This is a genomic window from Paracoccus sp. R12_2 (genome assembly GCF_017744015.1).
Taxonomy (GTDB): Bacteria; Pseudomonadota; Alphaproteobacteria; order Rhodobacterales; family Rhodobacteraceae; genus Paracoccus.
Map to the genome: position 1 here is coordinate 195,538 of NZ_JAGHRA010000003.1, position 22,284 is coordinate 217,821.

Here is a 22,284-nt window from a genome sequence, read left to right on the forward strand (position 1 = left end):
CTGGTCAGTCTGCGTTGGCGATGGCCTGTCGGACCATCTCCGGGGTCACGTGCAGCAGAACGATCTCGTGCTCCGCCCGGTCATCGCAGCAGAGCGCGACATCCTCGGGCCGCACGGTAATCTCGTAGACGTAGGGGTCATCGTGCCTGACGCCCCGGTGCCCCTGCGCGAAGCCCTCCGCGACCCGCCTGTCCGTGGTCCACGCCAGGCCGAAGGCATCACAGGCGTCCTGGCCACGAAAAATCCGGATTTTCTCAGGAAGGTGCTCGATGAAGCCGGTCGGGCGGCTGGAACGGAATCTACGGAAAAACTGGGCGAAGCGGACGTGATCGATGGCGTCGAAGCCGCTCCATTCCTTCACTAAGGCGGACCAGAAGGCGGATCCGGCGGCTTTCGTGCGCGGCAGGGATTCTGCCCAGGCGGCGAAGGCGGTCGGGCGTTCGGCACTGCTGTAGTGCCGGAGGAAGTCGGGAAGATCGGGCAGCATGTCGGATTCCAGAAAGAGAAAGCCCCGCCAAACTGGCGGGGCCTTGCAGGGGGTCACGCGGCTTCGTCACCTTGGTCGACTTCGCCATGGAACTCGGTCCAGTCGTCATCCCACGCGTCGGCATAGCGCTCGGCCACCTCTTCGGCCTTGCCGTCGCGGATCAACGTGAGATCGCTGGCGGCCTCTTCGCCATTCATCCAGTTCGTCATGCTGTCTTCGTAGCATTCGTAGATCGCGGCGGTCCACCACTCGAAACCATCTTCATCTTCGTGAAGCTGGATGCTGATGTGCGCGTCGTCGGCATCACCATCATAAGCGTCGGCAGCATCAACCAGAGCTTCGGCGAGAAGGGAAACAGCAGTCATTGTATCAATCCTTTCCTGGGCGGCTCCAGTGCCGCTCTCGATGACTCAAAGATACCCCACCGACTCCTCCCAATCAACAACTTTAAGGTTACAAATCTATATCTATCAATGGCTTAGGAAATACTTTATCCGATGACGGTGGTGTTGGATGATCCGTGAAAACTCAATGGTCGCTGGGCATTTCGGACTTGTTCGGGGCGGGTCTGGAAAAAATAATGTGCAAACATGACGCCTCAGCCCCGGAGTAAGAAACCCCGTGAGGGGTTGGTCCGCCGGCATGGCGCCGGTGAAAGGCATATAATCGGTCTGGGAAAATCCGGGAAATTCATGGCTTTCCGCTAGATGGCGTTGACCTCCGCCGTTTCGGCGGGTCAGTTGTGCCTATTGGATTTCGAGCGAGCGAGGATGTGCATGCCAGAATATCACATAGCGGAATGGTATGGTCGTCCTTTCGAGCGAATTACCCCACAGGAGCGAATACGCTTGGCAAATCATAGGGTCACGAAGCCCGCGATCAACAAGCAGGAAATCGAACGACTGATGGTGCTTGAGCAGCGGGAAGCCCTGGGTGCGCTGACTGCGCGCGAGGAGGCACGTCTTGACGTTCTCCGCGAGAAACTGCGCGAGACGATGCATGACCAGCTCCCGTGCCCGTTCAAGACTGGCCCGTATTCGGTTTGCACGAAGCGAAACGGGGTTTGTTCGCTGCGACTCTACGAGGAAGATGCGGGTGCCGTTCAGCCGGTGGTTGGCAATCGCGGTAATATCCGCGCTTTGTGTCCGTTCCGTCTGCACCAGGATGGGGTTGCCTTCAGGCAGATAGGTGAACTGATCCTCGATGATCCGGACCCGCTCATGGCTGGCGAGGTCGGCTTCTTGGAGGGCGACGGCGGGCTGGACATGGATGAAGGCGAAGACGTCGGTCGCATTGACATGATCATCGTGAAGAACAACGCCCCGGTCGGCTGGCCGATGGAATGGGCAGCCGCTGAAGTTCAGGCCGTGTATTTCTCGGGCGCCGAGATGGCCATGGAAGGTCGGCACGTGATCGACAACCACGGCGACCTGGTCATGCCCGTCGGGCGGCGGAAGCCGGACTATCGCAGCAGCGGCGTCAAGAGGCTCATGCCTCAGCTTCAAACGAAGATCCCCGCGCTGCGCCGGTGGGGGAGGAAGATGGCGATCATCGTCGACCGATCATTCTACGAGAACATGGGCGCGATGCGACCGATCGACGAGCTATCGAATGCCGACATTGCGTGGATCTTGATGGATTTCGATTGGGATCCTGCTGCTGATATGTATCGCGCCCGGGTCGGTGAAGTGGTATGCGTCACCCTAGAGAGCGCAATCGAAGGGCTTACCGGAGGCCGACCGGTGTCAAAAGCCGCCTTCGAAGACCGGATACGCGGAAAAATCTTGCCCTGAATCGTTGCATGATTCATGGTCTGGTGATAACGCGCGCGTTTTAAACAAAATAAGAACAAATCGGCATAGGCAGACAGAATGACCCTGACAGCAATCGATCTCTTCTGCGGCGCGGGCGGCCTGTCTGCAGGCTTGGAGATGGCTGGGTTCAAGGTGCTGGCCGGTGTTGATCTCTTCGAAGCGGCCGGGAAGACCTTCGAGAAGACGCACAAGCATGCGACCTTCATTGGCAAGCCCATCGAGGACGTAACCATCGAGGAGCTAATGGCGAAGACCAGCCTGAAGAAGGGTGAACTAACCGTCTTGGCTGGGGGCCCTCCGTGCCAAGCATATTCCGTCTACAATCACCAGCGCGGCATGCACGACGAGCGTGCTGTCCTCTTCAAGCAATACCTGCGGATCGTCGAAGGCATGCAGCCGGAATGGATCGTGATGGAAAACGTCATGGGCATCTATTCGATCGGCGGGGGCGAAGCTGTTCGGGCAATCAAGGCTGAACTGAAGAAGCTGGGCTATGATGTTGAAGAAAAGGTTCTGAAAGCCGAAGAATACGGCGTGCCGCAGGAACGACGCCGGGTCGTCTTTATCGGCAACCGCATCAAAGCGCCTATTCGTCACCCAGAGCCCACTCACGGGCCCGGTCGGGAGCCTTTCACTACGATCCGGGAGGCTATTGGCGACCTGCCTGCGCTGGAGAACGGCGAAGATGGTGGGACCGTGAAATATGCCACGGCCGCACAAGGCTCATTCCAGTCGTATGTTCGCGGCAGGCAAAGGGCGGTTGAGAACCATGGCGCTCCACGCCTTGGGTCGGTTAATGTGGAACGCCTGAAGCACATTCCGCCAGGGGGAAGCTGGCGCGATATCCCGTACGACCTACTGCCCGCGGGCATGAAGCGTGCGAAGCGGTCCGACCATACGAAGCGATATGGCAGGATGACGTGGGACGGCTTGTCCTGCACCGTCCTGACGAAATGTGACATTCACTGGGGTGCCTACATCCACCCCGAACAGGATAGAGCCGTTTCGGTGCGTGAGGCTGCCCGCCTTCAATCATTCCCGGACTCGTTTGAGTTCCTAGGGTCGAAGACCGATCAATATGTCCAGGTCGGCAATGCGGTGCCTCCGCTCTTGGGTCGCGCGATCGGTAGGACGATCCTCGAGATCATCGACGAGCAAGCTCAGCCGAAAATCGCCGTAGCATAACGGGAGCCTCGCTGTTTCGGTCGGGCATTGCTGTGGTTTCGGCGGTCAAGTGGCGCGGGCTCAATTTCCGGGCAATGAGAATCAGGCCCGGGTTGCGAGCGTCGATCATGACTCATGACAAGATCCGCTAATCCTGATTCGAGCTATCCTTGGTTTGGGCGAGGCCCTGCGCGGTCGGGGTTATAGGGTCGTTATGAGCGCTGCCCAGGAAGGGTGGCGCGGTGGAACAGGCAGTCAGGCGTAGCGGTCGTATGCGAGGCCGATCTTAATCTGATGCAGCTCGATGACAAAGGCGACGTCTAGGCGCGCGGCGAGGTCCCGGATCGGGCGTGTCGGCAAATTGACGATCTTGGACCTAATAGTGCAACGGCATCTTCGCCTTGGACGTTGAGCTTTGCGAACAGAAGGGCGCGCCGGTTATCCGATCAGAATAAAACCTGCGCAGGTCCGGTGCATCCTGTCCCCAGCAGGCTGCATAATGCTATTGCATTGGGTCCGAGCCGAAAGACGCAACTTTTGTTGCTCGATTACTGCGAAATAAAATTCAAACACCTTATTATCGAGCCCAGAATAGTCTGTCGGAGGCACGGCTGCATGCCGCCTGAGCCGAGGACGAAACGCTGGGGAATGTGCGTGATTGAGAGCGGCTGGGACTGCGGGCGGTCGAAGAGCAGCTTTCCAGCGTGCATTGCCGACCGGCAGCTATGTTCTTGATTTGCGTCATCCCCACATCCCACGCAACCCTGCCGCGACGTCGACCTTTCCAAGCGCGGGTGCTGCCGTCTGCCCGACTATCGGCGGCGCCCAATGGCTTACATCGAACCGTTCCAACATCCCGCGTGTGATGAACCGCGTCCGTGCGGCAAACATGTGGCGATCACCGCGCTTTGTCTGCTGGATGACGAAGAACCGCAGCGGCACGCCGATGGTCAGCTGGTCCTTTGCGCGGGTCATTGCGACATACAAAAGCCGCCGCTCCTCCTCGATATCCGCCGTCTGGCCGGTGCCGAGGTCCGAGGGGATGCAGCCATCCACTGCGTTGAGCAGGAACACCGCCTTCCACTCCTGACCTTTGGCGGAATGGATCGTGGACAGGATCAGGTAGTCGTCGTCCTTCAGGGGCACGCCCGCCTCGGCGCTGGTGGCATTGGGTGGATCGAGGGTGATGTCGGTCAGGAATGTCTCTCTTGACGGATAGGTCATCGCGATCTGCTCCAGTTGCAGCAGATCGGCACGGCGGAATTCGGCATCCTCGTGGATGCGGTCCAGATGCGGTTCATACCATGCGCGCAGACAACCGAGCGCCTCGGGCCAGCCGGTGGGGGCAAGGGCGGCGACCAGATCGGGCCAGCCTTCGACCTTCGGGGGCACGGTCACTTCGGCCATCGGCATCGTGGCAATCCGGTCCAGCACCTTCGCCGCCGTGCTCGGTCCAAGGCCCGGCAGCACTTGCAGCACCCGGAACCCTGCCACGCGGTCCTTCGGGTTCTGGGCGAACCGCAGCGCCGCCAGCAGGTCCTTCACATGCGCGGTGTCGAGGAACTTCAGCCCGCCGAACTTCACGAAGGGGATATTGCGGCGGGTCAGCTCCACCTCCAACTGCCCCGAATGGCTGGAGGTGCGGAACAGCACCGCCTGCTGCTTCAGGGTCATGCCGGTTTCGCGGTTGGCCAGCACCTGATCGGCGACGAAGCGGGCCTGATCGGTCTCGTTCGGCAGGTTCACGAGGCGGGGTTTTTCGCCCAAGGCGCGGTCGGTCCACAGATCCTTGGTGAACCGCTCCCGCGCCTCGGCGATCACCGCGTTCGCGGCGGCCAGGATCGGCTGGGTGGAGCGGTAGTTGCGGTTCAGCGTCACCACCTGCGCGGGCGGGGCGAAGGCCGCCGGAAAGTCGAGGATGTTGCGCACCGTCGCGGCGCGGAAGGCATAGATCGACTGCGCATCATCGCCCACCACCGTAAGCCCCTGACCCGAGGGCTTCAGCGCCAGCAGGATGCGCGATTGCAGGGCGTTGGTGTCCTGATACTCGTCGATCAGCACATGATCCCACATCGCACCGACATGGGCGGCAAAGCCGGGATCGGCCATCACCTTCGCCCAGGCCAACAGTAGATCGTCGTAATCCAGCACGTTCTGCGCCTGTTTCGCGGCGGCATAGCTGCCGAACAGCCGCTTCAGCTCAGCCTCCCACATCGCGCACCACGGATAGTGATCCCGCAGCACCTCGGCCAATGGCGCGCCGGAGTTCACAGTGCGGGAATAGATCGCAAGGCAGGTGCCCTTTGCCGGAAAGCGCTTCTCGGTTTTGGAGAGCCCCGCATCGTGCCGGCACAGGTTCATCAGGTCGGCGCTGTCCTCGCGGTCGTGGATGGTGAAATCGGGACTCAGGCCGATCTGCAGCGCCAGATCGCGCAGGATGCGCGCGCCGATGCCGTGAAACGTCCCCGCCCATGTCAGCGCCTCGGCCGCATAGCCCGCGCCCATGACGCTCTCGGTGATCCGCGAGACCCGCCGCGTCAGCTCCGCCGCCGCCCTTCGCGAAAAGGTCATCAGCAGCACCCGCCGGGGATCGGCGCCTTGCTTCAGCCGATGCGCCACCCGATGCGCCAGGGTGTTGGTCTTGCCGGACCCGGCACCGGCGATGATCAGGAGCGGTTCCGCCACATGCTCCACCGCGCGGCGCTGCTGGTCGTTCAGGTTCTGAAGATATCCCATGCCATGCCCCCCGAGTGGTCAGGAAGGATTAACGCATCTGGAACACAATGAGAACACGGTATGAGCTAACGGAGCCAACTTCGGTGTATAGAGCCCCGTTAACCCGTTAACATCTTCGAATTTTCGTAAAATTCGACGAACCCCTACATCAGAGGCATCGGATCCGGTTGGTTGCTGTGTATTCACTGGCGAGGTGTTTCACTGTGCCGGATCCGTTAATCCCCCTCAGCTGTCGTCGCGCGCCTCAACGGTGAGGCCGTCATACCACGCGGCATAGCCGGTGTTCCTGACCATCTTGCGGTTCAGATCGGGCGCGCCGTCCGTCCACCATACCGCCCCCCGCTCACCGAGGGCGTGCTTTGCCGCGTCCACTGCGCGATGCGCTGCGTCCTCGGCATCCCTGTCCGACTTTGACCTCGCCGCCTTCACTGCACGGCGGGCATTCATCAAATCCTGCACCAGCCGCTGCCGTTCCTCCTCGGTCAGGTTCGGGTCCGTCGTCCGCCACAGTCGCCCGCGCACGACGATGTAGCGGCCGTCCGGCGTGCGCAGCGGCATCACTCCACCTCGATCAGCACGTCATCGTCCAAAGGACGCTGCAGACGGCGCGCCTCGGACCAATCCGCCGTCAGCCAGATCTCGATCTCCGATTGCTGCGTCAGGATTACCGGCATGGCTTTGGGATGCACCCGACCAACCACAGCGTTGGACTCGCAGGACAGGAAGGCGAAGAGTTCGTGATCGCCGGTGCGTGGTGTGCGCATCGATCCGCGCGTGCCCTGCCACGGTGTCCAGATCCCGGCGAAGAAGAACAGGGGCCGCGTCTCGGCCAGCGCGAACCAGTGCAGCGGCTTGCGCTTCGTCACCGGATCAGGCCGCGCCCCGTATTCAGAGAAGGCTGTCGCCGGCACGATGCAGCGATGGCCGACCCCGAGCCAGGGCCGCCAGTGCGGGCTGGCGGTGTTGCGGATGTTCGTCACACCGGTATCGGGCGCGTCTGGGGCTTTCAGGAATTGCCGCGGCGTCGGCATGCCCCAGGTCAGGGATGCCAGCTCGCGACCTCCTTGGGTATTGCGGATCACGGGTGCCGGCCGGTCCGGATAGACATCCAGAGATGGTTCGAGGTTGCCGAGGCTGTCGGACATCACCTCGACGATGTCGCGGATCGCTTGCTGGTTCGACGTCAGATTATACAAGTTGCACATGAGCTTGGCTCCTCCGTCCGCGTTCATCCCGAACATATGGCTTGCGTCACGCCGATCACAAATGGGGTGCGAGCGATTGACTCATCGCCCGAATAAGAACAAAGAATGAACATATGGCATTGAGTCCCGTCCGAACAGGAGCCCGACACTGCCATGTCCGCGCCTCTCTCCGATCCGGCTCTCGCAGCGCTGCGGCATCGGATCGCGGCGATCGAGGGCGACCATGGCCCGCAGCAAGCGGTGCTGCCTTTCGGTGTGCCCGAACTCGATTGCCGCCTGCCGAGGGGCGGGTTGGCGGTCGGCTGCCTGCACGAGGTTGCAGGCGGCGGCAACGGTGCCGTCGATGGTGCGACGGCGGCCTGCTTCGCGGCGGGGATTGCTGCGCGGCTGCCCGGTCAGGTGCTGTGGTGTGTCACGCAGGCCGATCTGTTTGCGCCGGGGCTGGAACAAGCGGGCCTGCCATCCGACCGGGTCATCCATGTCGAAGCGGGCGACGATACCGCGGTTCTCGCCTGCATGGAGGAGGGTTTGCGACATGGCGGGCTGGCCGCCGTGGTGGCCGATATCGCGCGGCTTTCGATGACCGCCTCGCGACGGCTGCATCTGGCCGCCAAAGGCTCGGGCACCACGGGCATCGCCCTGCGGCGCTGGCGCAGGCAGGCGGAGGCCAGCGACTTCGGCCAGCCGACGGCGGCGATGACGCGCTGGCGGGTCTCGGTGCTGCCTTCCGCGCCGCTGCCGGTGCAGGGTGTGGGCCGCGCGCGCTGGCTGGTGGAACTGCTCCGCGCGCGGGCTGGCGAGAGTTTTGATATCGAACTGGAGGCATGCGATGGCACGGGTCATCTCGGTCTTCCTGCCGATGTGGCCGCTGGATCGGCTGCGACGGCAGGACGACTCGCCTTCGGATAGGCCGCTGGTGCTGGCGGGGCGCATCGGCAACCGCCGCGTGCTGACGGCGGTGGATGCCGGCGCGGCAGGCCTTGGCCTTGCGGCGGGCATGCCGGTCAGCAAGGCGCAGGCGCTGGTGCCGGATCTGCGGATCGAGGCCGGGAACCCGCAGGCGGATCTGGCCAGTCTGGAGCGTTTGGCCTTCTGGGTGCTGCAACGCATCGCACCCATCGTGGCCGTCGATCCGCCGGACGGGATCGTGATCGACAGCACCGGCGCCGACCACCTGCATGGCGGCGAGGAAGCTCTACTGGAGGCGCTGACCGGCCGCCTTGCACTGTCGGCCGTGACGGCGCGGACAGCGGTGGCGGACACTTGGGGCGCGGCGCATGCGCTGGCGCGGTTCGGCGGCGATCTGGCGCAGATGCCGCCCGAGGCGCTTCGTTTGCCCTCCGCCACCGTTGCGGGTCTGCGCGACATGGGCTTTGCCACCATTGGCGACCTCATGACCGCACCCCGCGCCCCGCTGACCCGACGCTTCGGCCCGGAACTGATCCGCCGCATCGACCAGATGTTCGGCGCGGCCTCCGAACCCATCGACGCCCTGCGCCCCGCAGGCCTGATCGAGACCCGCCGGGCTTTTGCTGAACCCATCGGCGCGGCCGAGACCATCGCGCGATACATCGGCAAGCTGGTGACAGCCCTCTGCGCGGAACTGGAAACGCACGGCCTCGGTGTCCGCCGTCTGGACCTGATCTGCCACCGCGTCGACCGCGAGCTGCAGACCGTCCGCATCGGCCTCGCCGTGCCGCAGCGCGATCCGCAGCGTCTGACGCGGCTCCTTTGCGACAAGATCCCCACCATCGCCCCCGGTTTCGGGATCGAGATCATGACCCTGACCGCCACCATCACCGAACCCTTGGCCGTGCGGCAGGTCAGCACCCTCGCGCCCGAGGCACCGGACCTGTCCGGATTGATCGACACCTTGGCCAACCGCGTCGGTCCCCGCGCCATCTACCGCATCGCCCCCGTCGCCAGCGACGTGCCCGAACGCTCCATCCGCCGCATCCCCGCGCTGGCCGAGCCGACCACCGAAGGCTGGCCCGACCACTGGCCCCGCCCCACGCGCCTGTTCGCCCGCCCCGAGCCCATCCAGACAATGGCCTTGCTGCCCGACCAGCCCCCCGTCTGGATCGCATGGAAAGGCATCCGCCGCCGGATCAAACGGGCCGACGGCCCCGAACGCATCTTCGGCGAGTGGTGGACGCGTGAGGCGGAGCGCATCGCCGTGCGCGATTATTTCCGCATCGAGGACGAGGCAGGTGAGCGCCTCTGGATCTTCCGCGCAGGCGATGGCAAGGATGCCGCCACCGGATCACACCGCTGGTTCATCCACGGGGTGTTCGGATGAGATATGCCGAGCTGCAGGTCACCACCGACTTCTCGTTTCTGCGCGGGGCGTCCAGCGCGGAGCACCTGTTCGCTACGGCGGCAACGCTGGGGATCGAGGCGTTGGGCGTGGTGGACCGTAACTCGGTCGCGGGCATCGTGCGGGCATGGGAGGCGGCGAAGACCACCGGCATCCGGCTGGTCGCGGGTTGCCGTCTGGACCTGATCTGCGGCATGTCGGTGCTGGTCTATCCGATGGACAAAGCGGCATGGTCGCGGCTGTGCCGGTTGCTGACCTTGGGCAAGGGCCGCGCAGGCAAAGGCAAATGCCATCTGCACTGGTCCGATCTGACCGACCACGCCGAGGGGCTGATCGCCATCCTGATCCCCGACCAGCCCGACGACACCTGCGCCCTGCACCTGCGCCGGATGCGCGAGACCTTCGGCGACCGCGCCTACCTCGCCCTGACCCTACGCCGCCGCCCGAACGACCAGTTGCGGCTGCACGATCTGGCGCAAATAGCGCAGCAGGCCCGCGTCCCGACGGTCGTCACGAACGACGTCCTGTTCCACGAACCCGCCCGCCGCATCCTTCAGGATGTGGTCACCGCCATCCGTCACAACTGCACCGTCGAGGCGCTCGGCCACCGCCGCGAGCGCCACGCCGACCGCTACCTGAAGCCGCCCGAGGAAATGGCTCGCTTGTTCGCCCGCCACCCCGAGGCGCTGGCCCGCACGGTCGAGATCGCAGAGCGTTGCACCTTCGATCTGAGCCACCTCGAATACCAATACCCCGAGGAGCGCGACGACCCGCGCCTCTCGCCGCAGGACACGCTGGCCCGCCTGACATGGGAGGGCGCAGCAACCCGCTATCCCGAAGGCATTCCGCCCGAGGTCACCAAATCTCTGAACCACGAACTGACCCTGATCGGGCGGCTGGACTACGCCCCCTATTTCCTGACGGTCCACAGCATCGTCCGCTACGCCCGTTCGCAGAACATCCTTTGTCAGGGACGCGGCTCGGCTGCGAACTCGGCGGTCTGTTATGTCCTCGGCATCACCTCCATCGATCCCGGCCGCAACGATCTGCTCTTCGAGCGTTTCGTCAGCGAGGAGCGCCGCGAGCCGCCGGACATCGATGTCGACTTCGAACACGAGCGGCGGGAGGAGGTGATCCAGTGGATCTACAAAGCCTATGGCCGTGACCGCGCCGCCCTGACCGCCACCGTCACCCGCTACCGCGCCAAGGGCGCGCTGCGTGATGTCGGCAAAGCGATGGGCTTGCCCGAGGATCTGATCACCGCATTGTCGTCCCTGATCTGGGCTTGGTCCGAGGAGGGCGTGAGCGACGCCCAGCTGGCCGAACTGAACCTGAACCCCTCCGACCGCCGTCTGCGCCTGACGATCGAGCTGGCCCAGCAGCTGATGGGCGCGCCGCGTCACCTGTCGCAACACCCCGGCGGCTTCGTGCTGACCCATGAACGTCTGGACGATCTGGTGCCCATCGAGCCCGCGGCGATGGAGGATCGCCAGATCATCGAATGGGACAAAGACGACATCGACGCCCTGAAGTTCATGAAGGTCGATATCCTCGCCCTCGGCATGCTGACCTGCATGGCGAAAGGGCTGGCGCTGGTGGCCAAGCACAAGGACGCCCACTACGACCTCGCCAACATCCCCGCCGAAGACCCGCGCACTTATGCGATGATCCGCAAGGCCGACACGCTCGGCACCTTCCAGATCGAGAGCCGCGCGCAAATGGCGATGTTGCCGCGGCTGAAGCCCTACACCTATTACGATCTGGTGGTGCAGGTCGCCATCGTCCGCCCCGGCCCGATCCAGGGCGACATGGTCCATCCCTATCTGCGCCGCCGCGCGGGGCTGGAACCGGTCGAATATCCCAAGCCTGAACTGGAGAAAGTGCTCGGCAAGACCCTCGGTGTGCCGTTGTTTCAGGAACAGGCCATGCGCGTTGCCATCGAATGCGCGGGCTTTACGCCGGGCGAAGCGGATATGCTTAGGAAGAGCATGGCGACCTTTAAGTTCACCGGCGGCGTCTCCGCCTTCCGCGACAAGTTGATCGACGGGATGGAAGAGCGCGGCTATGCTCGCGATTTCGCCGAGCGGACCTTCAAGCAGCTCGAGGGCTTCGGCAGCTACGGCTTTCCCGAAAGCCATGCCGCGAGCTTTGCCCTCATTGCCTATGCCTCATCCTGGCTGAAATGCTGGCACCCTGATGCCTTTTGCGCCGCGCTCTTGAACAGCCAGCCGATGGGGTTCTATGCCCCCGCGCAGATCGTGCGGGACGCCCGCGAACACGGGGTCGAGGTGCGGCCCGTCTGCGTGAACGCCTCGGGATGGGATTGCACGCTGGAAGGGGCGGGAGGGGATCCGGACCAGATGTGCGGGAAATTCGCCGTTCGGCTTGGCCTGCGGATGGTGAAGGGACTGGCCGAGGCGCATGCCGCAGCCATCGCCAAGGCCGCGCCCTTCAGCTCGATCGAGGATCTCTGGCGCCGCGCGCGCGTGCCGACCGCCGCCCTGACCCGCATCGCCGAAGCCGATGGGTTCCACAGCTTCGGCCTGTCGCGCCGTCAGGCCGTCTGGCCGATCAAGGGGCTGCCCGATACCGACCTGCCGCTGTTTGCCGCTGCCGAGGCCATCGAGCCCACCGTGCATCTGCGTCCGATGACCGCAGGGCGTGAGGTGGTCGAGGATTACAGCCGCACCGGCCTGTCTCTGCGCCAGCATCCCGTCGTCTTCCTGCGCGGCGATCTGGCGAAGCGACGCATCCAGACTTGCGCGCAGGCAATGGCGCTGCCGAACCGGCGTTGGGCTGAGGTGGCAGGGCTGGTGCTTGTCCGCCAACGCCCCGGATCGGCCAAGGGCACGATGTTCATCACGCTTGAAGACGAAACCGGCATCGCCAACCTCGTCGTTTGGCCCAAAACCTTCGAGGCCAACCGCCGCACCATCCTCTCCGCCGGCATGATCGCTGCCCGTGGCCGCATCCAGCGCGAGGGCGATGTGGTGCATTTTGTCGTCCAGCATCTGACCGACCTTTCTGCTGCACTCGGCAGCGTCGGAAGCCGCGGCGTCTTCCCGCTGCCGCATGGTCGCGGCGACGAGTTCCATCACGGCAGCCCCACACCCGATCCGCGCCATCCGAAGCCGCGCGACATGTTCATCCGCGATCTGCATCTCGACACGATCCGCGTGGAGACGCGGGATTTTAGGTAAAATCAGATGCCGAAAGGAAAGGATTCTTCAGGGAATAATTATAAATAGCAGCGGCCGCACTCCGCACGTTTCGGCTATGACGCATACAATCACAGGAGGCGTCGACCTGCGCAACTGACCTTTGTTCCCAGTGTTCCAACCGTTCCCTCAGCTCTCGGATGAAAGGCTCTAAGTAGGGAAATGGTCCGAATGTTGATGGATAGTTACTACGCAACCTCTTCTTTCAAAGTTAGGTGGTGGGAACAGTGGGAACATTTTTTCTCTAATAGAATCATAGAAGCCTGAACCTATCAGGTTTCGAGCCAGTGCCGCCGGAGGAAGCGAAGGCTGGGAGGCACGGGGTGGCGAAGGCACGAGCGCAGAAATAACGCGCGCCGGCAGGGGAGGTTATCCACATACTTGATAGTCAGTAGTGTAAAGACCTTTTGCCATTTTCGCCATCAAAAGCGAAAATGGTGCTTGAGACGCTTAGTGCTTGAACCTGAAGCCGCGCGGAAGGCGAAGTCCATCGGCATCAGGTGTAGATGTTACACAAAGCCTTTCGTCTCACAAATTAACCGGCGGCGCAAGCCCACCATGAGTCGAAGAGGAAGATATTTATGAAGCACATCGTGCCGAACGAACACGATGCCGAGCCGTTGCATTTCGATGATGGCCCGACTCCGGAACCCCCCCGTGAAGCTTCGTCCCACAAGCACACGGAGGAACTGATGCTCGAGGTCGAAGAGCCGAATGACCAACTGTTCGAGGGGTTCATGCGCGCGGACGGGCATATCTACAAGCGCGAAACTACCTTTGAGGGCCGCGCAAAAACGCCCAGGACCACGAAAACTTATGTCTGTAGCGACATCAAGCTGCTCGGAAAGGGCGCTACCCCTGATGGTGAATGGGGTAAGTTGATCGGCTTCAAAGACCCCTTCGGGATGCGGCGTCTCATCGTGATCCCGTTCCGCCATCTGGCCGGGGATGGAAAGGATGCTCGCTCGATTTTGCTTTCCAATAGTATCATGACTGCGACCGACAAACCCGGACGTGAAGCGCTGGCTCAGCTTCTGGCGTTCGGTGGGCGGGACACGATCTATTATCTCGCGGATCGTCTGGGCTGGCATCGCGGCCATTTCGTTTTGCCTGCCGGAGTGATTTCGCCGCCTGACCCCGAACACATGGTGGCCTACGACCAGCATGGCGGTGAACACCCTTTCCGCTCGAAGGGTGACCTGGCTGAATGGCAGCGGGTATGCAAAATCGTTCAGAGTATCCCCTATGCTGTTCTGGCGATTTCTGCTGCGTTCGTTGGGCCGCTCTTGCAGCTTATGGATGCGGAATCGGGTGGCATTCATTTCTACGGGCCGTCCTCACGCGGCAAAACCACTTATGCCCGCTTGGCTGGGAGCGTCTGGGGTGCGCCCGACGAAATTGTCCGCCCTTGGAACGCCACGATCAATGGGATTGAGGCAAGGGCGGCGGAAGCCAGTGACACTCTCCTCATTCTTGACGAGATTGGGCAGAGCGACGCCTCGAGCACGAAATCCGATATCGCAAAAATCACTTACATGCTGGCGAACGGCGTAGGTAAAGCGCGCGCAGACAAGAATGGTGGGCTTCAGCACGGATCGTCGTGGCGCGTCCTCGCGATCTCGACCGGAGAGCACCCGATTTCCGATCTGGTCCGGGATCATCATGGCGCCTCAAGGATGACGGGCGGCGTGGGCGTGCGAATGATTGATCTGCCGATTCATCCTAAGAACGCATCCCTCAGCGAAAGTCATGATAATTCCGAGAGTGCCGGACAGGTAATAGACACCGCCCGTTCTGTCATCTCCGACCATTACGGCCACGCCGGACCGGCCTTCGTCCGTCGCCTGATCGCGGAACCCGAAATAGCTATCGAAAAAGTCCAGCGCAGCATTTCCAGATTTATGGAAATGGCCGGTGGGAACGCGGACGATCCTCAAGTTACCCGGGTCGCGAAACGCATAGCGCTTATCGTTGCGGCAGGAGAGCTGGCAGAGGAATATGGAATTCTGACCTGGGAACCTGGATCCTTAGAGGGGTTCGGCCTTATCGCGCTGACGGCGTGGCTCGAGGAGAGGGGATCCCGTTCCTCCCTTGAAGAACTGAATGCAATGAAAACGGTCCGGCTGTTTTTGGAAACGCATGGTGAGGCGCGTTTCCGGCCCGTTAACGCAATCGAGGAAGACGATTGCGATGTTGACGGGCGGGAGGTCGAGCGCCCGATCATCAACCGTGCAGGCTTCCGGACGACGACCAAGGATGGGGATTCCGTTTGGTATATCTTCCCGGAAGTATGGCGTTCCGAGGTCTGCAAAGGACAGAACCCGCAGTTGGTCGCGAAAGTGCTGAAGGAGCGGGGTGTTCTGATGTCCGGCGAAGAACGGCATTACGCGAAGAAGGTTCGCATTCCCGGGATGGCAAACTCATCACGGTTCTATTGCATCTCGGCGAAAATCTTCGAGGAGAGCAATCTGGACTAGTCCTTGCCCGTCGGCCATCCAACAGGATCTTTGGGTGGCCGACGGCCCGAGAGTGATGAACAGGTTCATCTGTTAAGGGCACCTCGAAAAATTGTCCGGACGTGGTCACCGAGGTAAGAAGCTACAGGTGTTTGACAGGCGGAGTGTGACGATGGCACAGCAGATGGGTTTCTTTGATCTTTCAGATCGCTACGCGAGCCTGGACGCCAAGAAGGACCCGTTGGTCGAGATCGATGCCGTCGTGCCCTGGGAAGAATTTCGCCCGGTGCTGGAGCGGGTCTGGCGCAAGCCCGCGGCGGAGCGCAAGTCGCGGGCCGGGCGCAAACCGATGGACGCCGTGGTGATGTTCAAGACGCTCGTTCTGGGGGCGCTCTACAACCTCTCGGACGACCAGATCGAGTATCAGGTGCGCGACCGGCTGTCCTTCATGAGGTTCCTCGGCCTCGGGCTGGCGGACCGGGTGCCCGACGCCAAGACCGTCTGGCTTTATCGCGAGGGGCTGGCGCAGGCGGGCGTGGTCGAGGCGCTGTTCAAGCAGTTCGACGGCCATCTGGCGCGGCAGGGCTATATCGCGCGCGGCGGGCAGATCCTCGATGCGTCCATCGTCGCGGTGCCGAAGAACCACAATACGCGGGACGAGAACAAGGCGATCAAGGCCGGTGAGGAGCCGGAGGGCTGGGCCGACAAGCCCGCCAAGCGGTCGCAGAAGGACATGAATGCCCGTTGGACCAAGAAACACGGGAAATCCCACTACGGCTACAAGAATCATGTGAACGTGGACCGCCAGCACAAGCTGGTCCGCCGCTATCATGTCAGCGATGCGGCGCTGCATGACAGCCAGGCTGTGGATCACCTGCTGATGCGGGGCAACACGGGCTGCGGCGTCTGGGCGGATTCTGCCTACCGGTCCGAGGAGATGGAGGCCAAACTGCGCGCCCGGGGGCTGAAAAGCCGCATCCAGCGGAAAGGCAAGCGGGGCAAACCGCTCAGCGAACAAGCCAAAGGCAGCAATCGGACGAAATCCTCGGTGCGCGTGAGCGTCGAGCATGTTTTCGGCGCACAGGCCAACGACATGGGCGGCACCCTGGTGCGAACGATCGGCGTGGTGCGGGCGACTGCCAAGATCGGGATGAAGAACCTCGCCTACAACATGCGCCGCCTCGTTCAGCTACGCCGCCTGAACCCATGCCCGGCGTGACCCGGGGCCCGAAAGTCAGGCCGGAAGGGCCAAGACACGCCGCGAATTGGCGGAAAGCTCCGCGGTCACACTTCGAAGCACATCAAGGAGCCGCTTCCCGCAGGCGTCAGGCCGCCAAACCGGACCAGAACAGCGGAAACGGTGATAAATCGAGGTGCCCTAAAATGATCAAGCCCGCCAATGTCGCGCGAGGGTGCCGCCCTATGCGCTTAGCCCGCCTTGCCCGGCATGTTCGCGGTACGGTTCAGAGGTTGCATTCGATTATCAGCATTTGGTGTGACCCTCTTATCGATCACGACTTCATCGGGCCTGATCAGGCCAAGGACTTTGCGCGCCCGCTCATCAAGCAGATCAAGGTCGAGGTAGTCGTTGGACAGTCGTTTTGTCAGGTTCTTCAGTCGGTCGACGCGCGCCTGAAGGCCTGCCCTCTCGACCTTCGCGGCCTCGATCTCGTGAAGAACCTGGACACGGACGAGAACACCGTAGGGCCCGTTGATGGCGGCATGCGCAAAGTAGATCGCCAAGCCCGACATGACGAAGATGAAGAGATAGGCCCGAAGCCAATTTCGTCCAGTCACTTCAATACCTTTTATCAGAACCTCCCAAAGTCTCTCATGGAGAAGCTTTTCGCGAAACCCTTCGCCCCCTCAACGCTGCGTGAGAACACGGGTGCGCCAGCCATGCGAACCATTCCGATAAGCGAAGTCGTGCCATGAGGTCGCTGCGCATTCTCATAGGTTGCGAGACCTCGGGCGTGATGCGCCGCGCCTTCTCTGCGCGAGGACATGATGTCTGGTCCTGCGATCTGCTGCCGGCCGAGGATGGCAGCAATCGCCACATCGTGTGTGATGTCCGCGACCTGCTGGATGATGGATGGGATCTGCTCGCCGTCATGCATCCGCCCTGCACCCGGCTGTGCCGGTCCGGCCGGCGCTGGATGTCCGGGCCAGGCAAATGGACGCCGCCCAAGAAGCTGCCCAGGGGCCGGACGGTGGAAGATCTCCGCGCCGAATTCGAGGAAGGCGTCAGCCTGTTCATCGACTGCTGGCGCGCGCCGATCGTGTGCGTGGCCATCGAGAACCCGGTGATGAACGATCTCGCGCGCGACCGGATGCCGGTCGACCTGCCCGCGCCGCAGATCGTCCAACCGTTCTGGTTCGGAGAGCCGGCGTACAAGGCGACGGGCTTCTACCTGCGCGGCCTGCCCGAGCTGACCGAGACCAACCGACTGCCCGAGCCAGAGCGCGGAAGCGACGAATGGAAAGCATGGTCGATCGTCCACCGCGCCCCGCGCACGGCGGATCGCTGGAAGATTCGCAGTCGAACATTCGAGGGCGTTGCCGAGGCCTGCGCCGACCAGTGGGGCGAATATGCGATCAAGGAGGCAGCATGAGCACCCCCCCCGTCCACCAAGTCCCTGTTCCGCGCCATTAGTGGCAAGGGAGCCGCGGATAAAGAGCCGCTGCCGCTGCTGCCCGATGACCTTTATGCCGATATCGGCATAAGACCCATTATGCCGGAAGCCAGATTATGCCGACTTCGCAAGCGCTCTGCTGAAATTGCAGGCCATAGTCCTCTTTGCGCTCGGCATAAACTGACGCCCAAACGAAACTCAAGGGCGCTGAGGAATCCGGTTAGGGGTTAGCGTGCCCACGATCCGATTGTCCGGGTGGGGCTTTGACGAAATGCGGCGTTGTCCCCTTATCAATCTCGTCATGGGCCCTTTGGCTCTCATTTGGATCGCGAGAGCGGATCACCGTTATGCAATGTTGGCCATCCTAAAAACCAGACCAGCCGCTGCGCACCCGGCGAGAACCGTCACTGGGCCGAGCTTGAAGCGAAACACCGCGACAAGCGCGGCAAGGACCAACGCCGCAGCAGACAGGTTCATTGTGGACCAGACGGGCACATCGAGATCGAGGCCGAAAGACGTGATCGTCTGCACCTCATCGAAAACAACATGCAGACCGAACCAGGCCGCAAGATTCATGATCACACCCACGACGGCAGCCGTGATGGCCGTCAGGGCTGCTGTCAGCACTTTGTTGTCGCGCAAGCGCTCGATGAACGGGGCACCTAGGAATATCCAGAGGAAGCAGGGTGTGAACGTAACCCATGTCGTCAGAAGCCCGCCCAGCGTTCCCGCCATCAGCGGCGACAGTCCGCCCGTATCGCGGAAGGCTCCCATGAAGCCCACGAACTGCGTCACCATGATTAGTGGCCCGGGCGTAGTCTCGGCCATGCCGAGCCCGTCCAGCATCTCGCCGGGGACGAGCCAGCCGTAGTTCTGAACTGCTTCCTGCGCGACATAGGCAAGGACCGCATAAGCGCCACCGAAGGTCACCACGGCCATGACGCTGAAGAAGCCTGCGATCTGGGCAAAAACGTTGGCCGGACCGAAGACGGCGAACAGCAGGGCGACCGGGACCAACCAGAGCACGAGGAACGCTGCCGAGACGCGAAACGCCCACCCTCGGTTGACCTGTGTGTGAGCCGGCGACTCTTCGCCGAGCAGGGTATCGGCGTCATCGACCTGGACCTTGCCCACCTTGCCGTGTCCGCCGCCGCCATGAAATGCAGGCAGTCCCGCACGCGCACCGAAGAACCCGATCAAGCCAGCAATCAGGATGATGAGCGGGAAAGGGATGGCGAAGCCAAAGATCGCTACGAAGGCGGCGGCGGCGATGGCGACCATCGCGCCATTCTTCAGTGCACGCGAGCCGATGCGGATGACCGCCTGCACCACAATGGCCAGCACCGCGGCCTTGAGCCCGAAGAACAGCGCCTCGACTGGCCCGACATTGCCGTAAAGCGCATAGATCCAGCTCAGCGCCATGATCGCCACGACGCCGGGCAGCACGAAGAGGACGCCCGCGATGATGCCGCCGAGGGTGCGATGCATCAGCCAGCCGATATAGACGGCGAGTTGCATGGCTTCCGGTCCCGGCAGCAGCATGCAGTAGTTAAGCGCGTGAAGGAACCGCTTCTCGCCCAGCCAGCGCTGCTCTTCGACGAGGATGCGATGCATGAGCGCGATCTGTCCTGCGGGACCGCCAAAGCTCAGCAGGCCAATGCGAGCCCAGATGCGGGTGGCCGAAGCAAGGGTTGGATATGCGCGGTCCTGCATCAGTCTGCCTTCGGCTTGTTGGTGGGCCAGTTGTGGGTCTCGTCGGTCGCGTCCCGTGCCCATCGATAAAAGGCGTCATAGAGGAGCATCCCGGCCTCCAGTTGTTCCAGATCGTCGGAATACATCCGCGACAAGCCGAGCGAAGCGGCAAGCAAACCGGCCGCTTCGGGTGCGAGGTCGAGGCGGGCGGTATCGGCACCGCGAACGATAGCGGCCAGGCGGTCGAGGGCGGGAATGCCTAGTCCGAACTCGGCCAGCATCACGTCGAAGGTGCAGAGTTCGCCCCGATGGCTCCAGAACACGCCCTCGATGTCGAAGGGCGCGGCATTGTAGCGCTCGGCGACACCCACCACTTCGGCGGGGGCAACGAACAGGATGATCGCACGGGGATCGAGAAAGCGCCGGATCAGCCAAGGACAGGCGATGCGGTCGATTTTGGGGCGGGAGCGGGTGACCCAAATGGTGCGGCCCTGCGCGTCGCGCGCGGGAAGCTTCGCCGGATCGATCAACGGCAGTCCGGCCGCTCGCCAAGCGTCGAACCCGCCCTCGAGATATTCCGAGGAGCAGCCTTCGGCGCGAAGCCAGGCAGCCGTGCCCTGACTGCGCCGATGGCCGGCTTGACAGACGGCAATCGACGGCTGCCCGCCGAGTTGCGACGCGAGCGCGGCGAGCGCCTGGTCATCGATCCGGGCGGCGCCAGGGAGCAACCGTGGATCGGTCGCGAAATCCTCCTCGGACCGAACGTCGAGTAAGAGCGGCGCTCGAGGGGTTCCGATGATGCGGGTGAGTTTATCGAACGAAATGGCATTGGGCGCAGGCATGTGCGTTCCTCCGTCGCCGGGGTTGAACAGGAACGCGATCTTCGGCTGGCGCCTCGTGGGGAGCTCGCAATCCCCATAATTTTAGATACGAAAGACCGGGTAGCCACGTCAAGAACTCTATATGCGGGTCAGCGTTGAAGAGGTGACGTCGAAATATTGTCTTGGCCGCGCGTGCCCTCAGATGGAGATCGACTGGTCACAAAGCGGGGATTTGGCGCGAAGTTCATTGCTCCACCAACATGGAGCACAGAAATGGAAAAATCCGATCATACATGCCTTGATCAGTATCTCGCATCATTCGAAGAAAGCCTTGCATCCAGAAACTACAAGCCGGATACGCTGAAAAATTATCGTTATTTGCTTCGGCGCTTCGGTCGCCTGCTCGATGACGAGGCCACCCTGATCGAAACGGCCAAACTCAACACCGTCGATCCCCACGCCTGGCTCGCCAACACCCTCGCCCGCATCCCGGACGACAAGATCACCAAGGTCGGCGACCTGCTGCGTTGGCGCTGGTACGGGTAGCGGTCAGACCGGACGCTTACTTTCGTAATCCTGGACGAACTGGACTATCTGCCCTTCGCCCGGTCGACCGAGGTCGCTCTTTCATGAGCTACGGCTACGCTGATCCTGATATATGGCTGACCCGTGAAAATCCGAAGCGATGCGTTGTAGAATTTTTCTCAAAATGTTCTGCAACCGGACCGGCGGAGCAGGACCCTGAACCAAAATGCCAAGAGATTATCGTTGTAGAAAATTATCGAAAACTGGTGACAATGCCGAAGAGCGGGCACTGGGGGCGACGTGGATAAGATCGACGAATTCTTTGACGACAGAAACAGGGCATGGTGCATTCACTGTAGCGGCGTTCTGGCGAACATGGTGACCACCGAGGACCATGTCCCGACGCAGAGCTTCCTGAGAAAGCCGCGTCCTCATCATTTGCCTAAGGTGACAACGTGTTTTGACTGCAACAACGGCTTCTCTAAGGACGAGCAATATGTCGGGGCGTTCCTCAGCTGTGTCGTGTCCGGCACCATCGACCCTGACAAGCAGTTTAACGCAAGTGCCGCGTCTGCACTTCGGAAAAGCCCGGCTCTTCGGTCAATGATCGATCAGTCCAAGACGGAGAGGCTTACCGAAACCGGTGAGGCCCAGATCGTTTGGATGCCTGACCGCGATAGAGTGAACCGAGTCGTCGTTAAGAACGCAAGGGGACATTCATTCTTCGAACTTGGGGAGCCAATGATGAACGATCCGGACATCGTCTGGACGTATCCTATCGGACTCCTGACGCCTGAGCAGAGGGCCGAGTTTGAGGGGGAGAACGAGGTTGGTGGGCTCTCAGTATTCCCTGAAGTGGGGAGCAAGATGATGACCAGGATCATGACTGGCCAAGATCTGGATGGTAGCTGGGTCATCGTTCAAGATGGCATATACCGATATGAGGTCAATTTTGACGTTGGCGTCCGCGTCAGGACGGTCATCTTCGATTACTTGGCGACTGAGGTTTTCTGGAACTAAAGCGAACAGTGCCGTAAGTGGTGTGCCGATGACCTGACGTCGCTCGAAGCGCGCCTGACGCTTGCGCCACCTGATGCCAACGTGCCCGGCGCGCTTGCCATGACACAGCCCCACGGCTACCAATCTCAAATCGGCAGACTCTGATTATTAGCGAGGGACCCGCGGGGGGGAGGTCACTCGGGGGCCGGCGCGGTTG

18 protein-coding genes and 1 pseudogene are annotated in these 22,284 nt (G+C 62.1%); 11 read left to right on the forward strand and 8 right to left on the reverse strand.

Annotated features, from left to right (window positions below; all coding sequences use genetic code 11):
- Positions 1 to 4 precede the first annotated feature (4 nt).
- Positions 5 to 487: a hypothetical protein gene (locus tag J7359_RS05315; RefSeq protein ID WP_209055504.1), complete on the reverse strand. Its 483-nt coding sequence runs from the start codon at positions 485 to 487 to the stop codon at positions 5 to 7.
- Positions 488 to 540: 53 nt separating this feature from the next.
- Positions 541 to 852, reverse strand: coding sequence for a hypothetical protein (locus tag J7359_RS05320; protein WP_209055505.1), 312 nt, complete (start codon positions 850 to 852; stop codon positions 541 to 543).
- A 411-nt stretch (positions 853 to 1,263) separates the two neighbouring features.
- On the opposite strand from J7359_RS05320, the gene J7359_RS05325 reads away from it, so the two are divergent.
- Both J7359_RS05325 and J7359_RS05330 read left to right on the forward strand, forming a co-directional pair.
- Positions 1,264 to 2,280 carry a NotI family restriction endonuclease gene (locus J7359_RS05325; RefSeq protein ID WP_247740202.1) on the forward strand — a complete coding sequence of 339 codons (1,017 nt, stop codon included), beginning with the start codon at positions 1,264 to 1,266 and terminating at the stop codon, positions 2,278 to 2,280.
- A gap of 78 nt (positions 2,281 to 2,358) precedes the next feature.
- Positions 2,359 to 3,486, forward strand: a complete 1,128-nt coding sequence (locus tag J7359_RS05330) for a DNA cytosine methyltransferase (RefSeq protein WP_209055506.1) — start codon at positions 2,359 to 2,361, stop codon at positions 3,484 to 3,486.
- 720 nt (positions 3,487 to 4,206) lie between these two features.
- On the opposite strand, the gene J7359_RS05335 is transcribed toward J7359_RS05330, so the two are convergent.
- The 3 genes from J7359_RS05335 to J7359_RS05345 form a co-directional block, all read right to left on the reverse strand.
- Positions 4,207 to 6,201, reverse strand: coding sequence for an ATP-dependent helicase (locus tag J7359_RS05335; protein ID WP_209055507.1), 1,995 nt, complete (start codon positions 6,199 to 6,201; stop codon positions 4,207 to 4,209).
- A 225-nt stretch (positions 6,202 to 6,426) separates the two neighbouring features.
- Positions 6,427 to 6,759, reverse strand: coding sequence for a hypothetical protein (locus tag J7359_RS05340; RefSeq protein ID WP_209055508.1), 333 nt, complete (start codon positions 6,757 to 6,759; stop codon positions 6,427 to 6,429).
- Positions 6,759 to 7,406 (reverse strand): SOS response-associated peptidase family protein, encoded by a 648-nt coding sequence (locus J7359_RS05345; RefSeq protein ID WP_209055509.1) that lies wholly within the window; start codon positions 7,404 to 7,406, stop codon positions 6,759 to 6,761. Before J7359_RS05345 ends, J7359_RS05340 begins: the two co-directional genes overlap by 1 nt.
- A gap of 153 nt (positions 7,407 to 7,559) precedes the next feature.
- Between J7359_RS05345 and J7359_RS05350 the strand changes: the two genes are divergently transcribed.
- From J7359_RS05350 to J7359_RS05370, 5 genes are all read left to right on the forward strand, one after another.
- On the forward strand, positions 7,560 to 8,315 hold the full coding sequence (locus J7359_RS05350) for a damage-inducible protein (protein WP_209055510.1): 756 nt from the start codon (positions 7,560 to 7,562) through the stop codon (positions 8,313 to 8,315).
- Positions 8,236 to 9,705: a DNA polymerase Y family protein gene (locus tag J7359_RS05355; RefSeq protein WP_209055511.1), complete on the forward strand. Its 1,470-nt coding sequence runs from the start codon at positions 8,236 to 8,238 to the stop codon at positions 9,703 to 9,705. Before J7359_RS05350 ends, J7359_RS05355 begins: the two co-directional genes overlap by 80 nt.
- Positions 9,702 to 12,923 (forward strand): error-prone DNA polymerase, encoded by a 3,222-nt coding sequence (locus J7359_RS05360; RefSeq protein ID WP_209055512.1) that lies wholly within the window; start codon positions 9,702 to 9,704, stop codon positions 12,921 to 12,923. The genes J7359_RS05355 and J7359_RS05360 overlap by 4 nt, the downstream gene beginning before the upstream one ends.
- Positions 12,924 to 13,522: 599 nt before the next feature.
- The gene (locus tag J7359_RS05365) at positions 13,523 to 15,418 is read left to right on the forward strand and encodes a DUF927 domain-containing protein (protein WP_209055513.1); all 1,896 of its coding nucleotides are present in this window, start codon (positions 13,523 to 13,525) and stop codon (positions 15,416 to 15,418) included.
- Positions 15,419 to 15,569: 151 nt separating this feature from the next.
- Positions 15,570 to 16,616: an IS5 family transposase gene (locus J7359_RS05370; RefSeq protein WP_209055650.1), complete on the forward strand. Its 1,047-nt coding sequence runs from the start codon at positions 15,570 to 15,572 to the stop codon at positions 16,614 to 16,616.
- 209 nt (positions 16,617 to 16,825) lie between these two features.
- Here J7359_RS05370 and J7359_RS05375 read toward each other — a convergent pair whose 3' ends face one another.
- Positions 16,826 to 17,149, reverse strand: a complete 324-nt coding sequence (locus J7359_RS05375) for a septum formation initiator family protein (protein ID WP_209055651.1) — start codon at positions 17,147 to 17,149, stop codon at positions 16,826 to 16,828.
- Between the two features lie 224 nt (positions 17,150 to 17,373).
- On the opposite strand from J7359_RS05375, the gene J7359_RS05380 reads away from it, so the two are divergent.
- Positions 17,374 to 18,009 carry a hypothetical protein gene (locus J7359_RS05380; RefSeq protein ID WP_247740203.1) on the forward strand — a complete coding sequence of 212 codons (636 nt, stop codon included), beginning with the start codon at positions 17,374 to 17,376 and terminating at the stop codon, positions 18,007 to 18,009.
- Positions 18,010 to 18,375: 366 nt separating this feature from the next.
- Here J7359_RS05380 and chrA read toward each other — a convergent pair whose 3' ends face one another.
- A complete protein-coding gene (chrA, locus tag J7359_RS05385; protein ID WP_209055515.1) occupies positions 18,376 to 19,743 on the reverse strand; it encodes a chromate efflux transporter in 1,368 nt (455 codons plus the stop codon).
- Positions 19,743 to 20,564 carry a sulfurtransferase/chromate resistance protein gene (locus J7359_RS05390; protein WP_209055516.1) on the reverse strand — a complete coding sequence of 274 codons (822 nt, stop codon included), beginning with the start codon at positions 20,562 to 20,564 and terminating at the stop codon, positions 19,743 to 19,745. The genes chrA and J7359_RS05390 overlap by 1 nt, the downstream gene beginning before the upstream one ends.
- A 399-nt stretch (positions 20,565 to 20,963) precedes the next feature.
- Between J7359_RS05390 and J7359_RS19875 the strand changes: the two are divergent.
- From J7359_RS19875 to J7359_RS05405, 3 genes and pseudogenes are all read left to right on the forward strand, one after another.
- Positions 20,964 to 21,089 (forward strand): annotated as a pseudogene (locus J7359_RS19875) (transposase domain-containing protein); the annotation flags it as partial.
- A gap of 83 nt (positions 21,090 to 21,172) precedes the next feature.
- Positions 21,173 to 21,376 carry a hypothetical protein gene (locus tag J7359_RS05400; RefSeq protein ID WP_209055518.1) on the forward strand — a complete coding sequence of 68 codons (204 nt, stop codon included), beginning with the start codon at positions 21,173 to 21,175 and terminating at the stop codon, positions 21,374 to 21,376.
- A complete protein-coding gene (locus tag J7359_RS05405; protein WP_209055519.1) occupies positions 21,369 to 22,088 on the forward strand; it encodes a hypothetical protein in 720 nt (239 codons plus the stop codon). Before J7359_RS05400 ends, J7359_RS05405 begins: the two co-directional genes overlap by 8 nt.
- Positions 22,089 to 22,284 lie beyond the last annotated feature (196 nt).

Bases quoted from the DNA above. Each gene is read 5' to 3' on its own strand.
- J7359_RS05315 (WP_209055504.1), bottom strand. From the start codon at position 487: ATGCTGCCCGATCTTCCCGACTTCCTCCGGCACTACAGCAGTGCCGAA.
- J7359_RS05320 (WP_209055505.1), bottom strand. From the start codon at position 852: ATGACTGCTGTTTCCCTTCTCGCCGAAGCTCTGGTTGATGCTGCCGAC.
- J7359_RS05325 (WP_247740202.1), top strand. From the start codon at position 1,264: ATGCCAGAATATCACATAGCGGAATGGTATGGTCGTCCTTTCGAGCGA.
- J7359_RS05330 (WP_209055506.1), top strand. From the start codon at position 2,359: ATGACCCTGACAGCAATCGATCTCTTCTGCGGCGCGGGCGGCCTGTCT.
- J7359_RS05335 (WP_209055507.1), bottom strand. From the start codon at position 6,201: ATGGGATATCTTCAGAACCTGAACGACCAGCAGCGCCGCGCGGTGGAG.
- J7359_RS05340 (WP_209055508.1), bottom strand. From the start codon at position 6,759: ATGCCGCTGCGCACGCCGGACGGCCGCTACATCGTCGTGCGCGGGCGA.
- J7359_RS05345 (WP_209055509.1), bottom strand. From the start codon at position 7,406: ATGTGCAACTTGTATAATCTGACGTCGAACCAGCAAGCGATCCGCGAC.
- J7359_RS05350 (WP_209055510.1), top strand. From the start codon at position 7,560: ATGTCCGCGCCTCTCTCCGATCCGGCTCTCGCAGCGCTGCGGCATCGG.
- J7359_RS05355 (WP_209055511.1), top strand. From the start codon at position 8,236: ATGGCACGGGTCATCTCGGTCTTCCTGCCGATGTGGCCGCTGGATCGG.
- J7359_RS05360 (WP_209055512.1), top strand. From the start codon at position 9,702: ATGAGATATGCCGAGCTGCAGGTCACCACCGACTTCTCGTTTCTGCGC.
- J7359_RS05365 (WP_209055513.1), top strand. From the start codon at position 13,523: ATGAAGCACATCGTGCCGAACGAACACGATGCCGAGCCGTTGCATTTC.
- J7359_RS05370 (WP_209055650.1), top strand. From the start codon at position 15,570: ATGGCACAGCAGATGGGTTTCTTTGATCTTTCAGATCGCTACGCGAGC.
- J7359_RS05375 (WP_209055651.1), bottom strand. From the start codon at position 17,149: ATGTCGGGCTTGGCGATCTACTTTGCGCATGCCGCCATCAACGGGCCC.
- J7359_RS05380 (WP_247740203.1), top strand. From the start codon at position 17,374: ATGCGCCGCGCCTTCTCTGCGCGAGGACATGATGTCTGGTCCTGCGAT.
- chrA (WP_209055515.1), bottom strand. From the start codon at position 19,743: ATGCAGGACCGCGCATATCCAACCCTTGCTTCGGCCACCCGCATCTGG.
- J7359_RS05390 (WP_209055516.1), bottom strand. From the start codon at position 20,564: ATGCCTGCGCCCAATGCCATTTCGTTCGATAAACTCACCCGCATCATC.
- J7359_RS05400 (WP_209055518.1), top strand. From the start codon at position 21,173: ATGAGCTACGGCTACGCTGATCCTGATATATGGCTGACCCGTGAAAAT.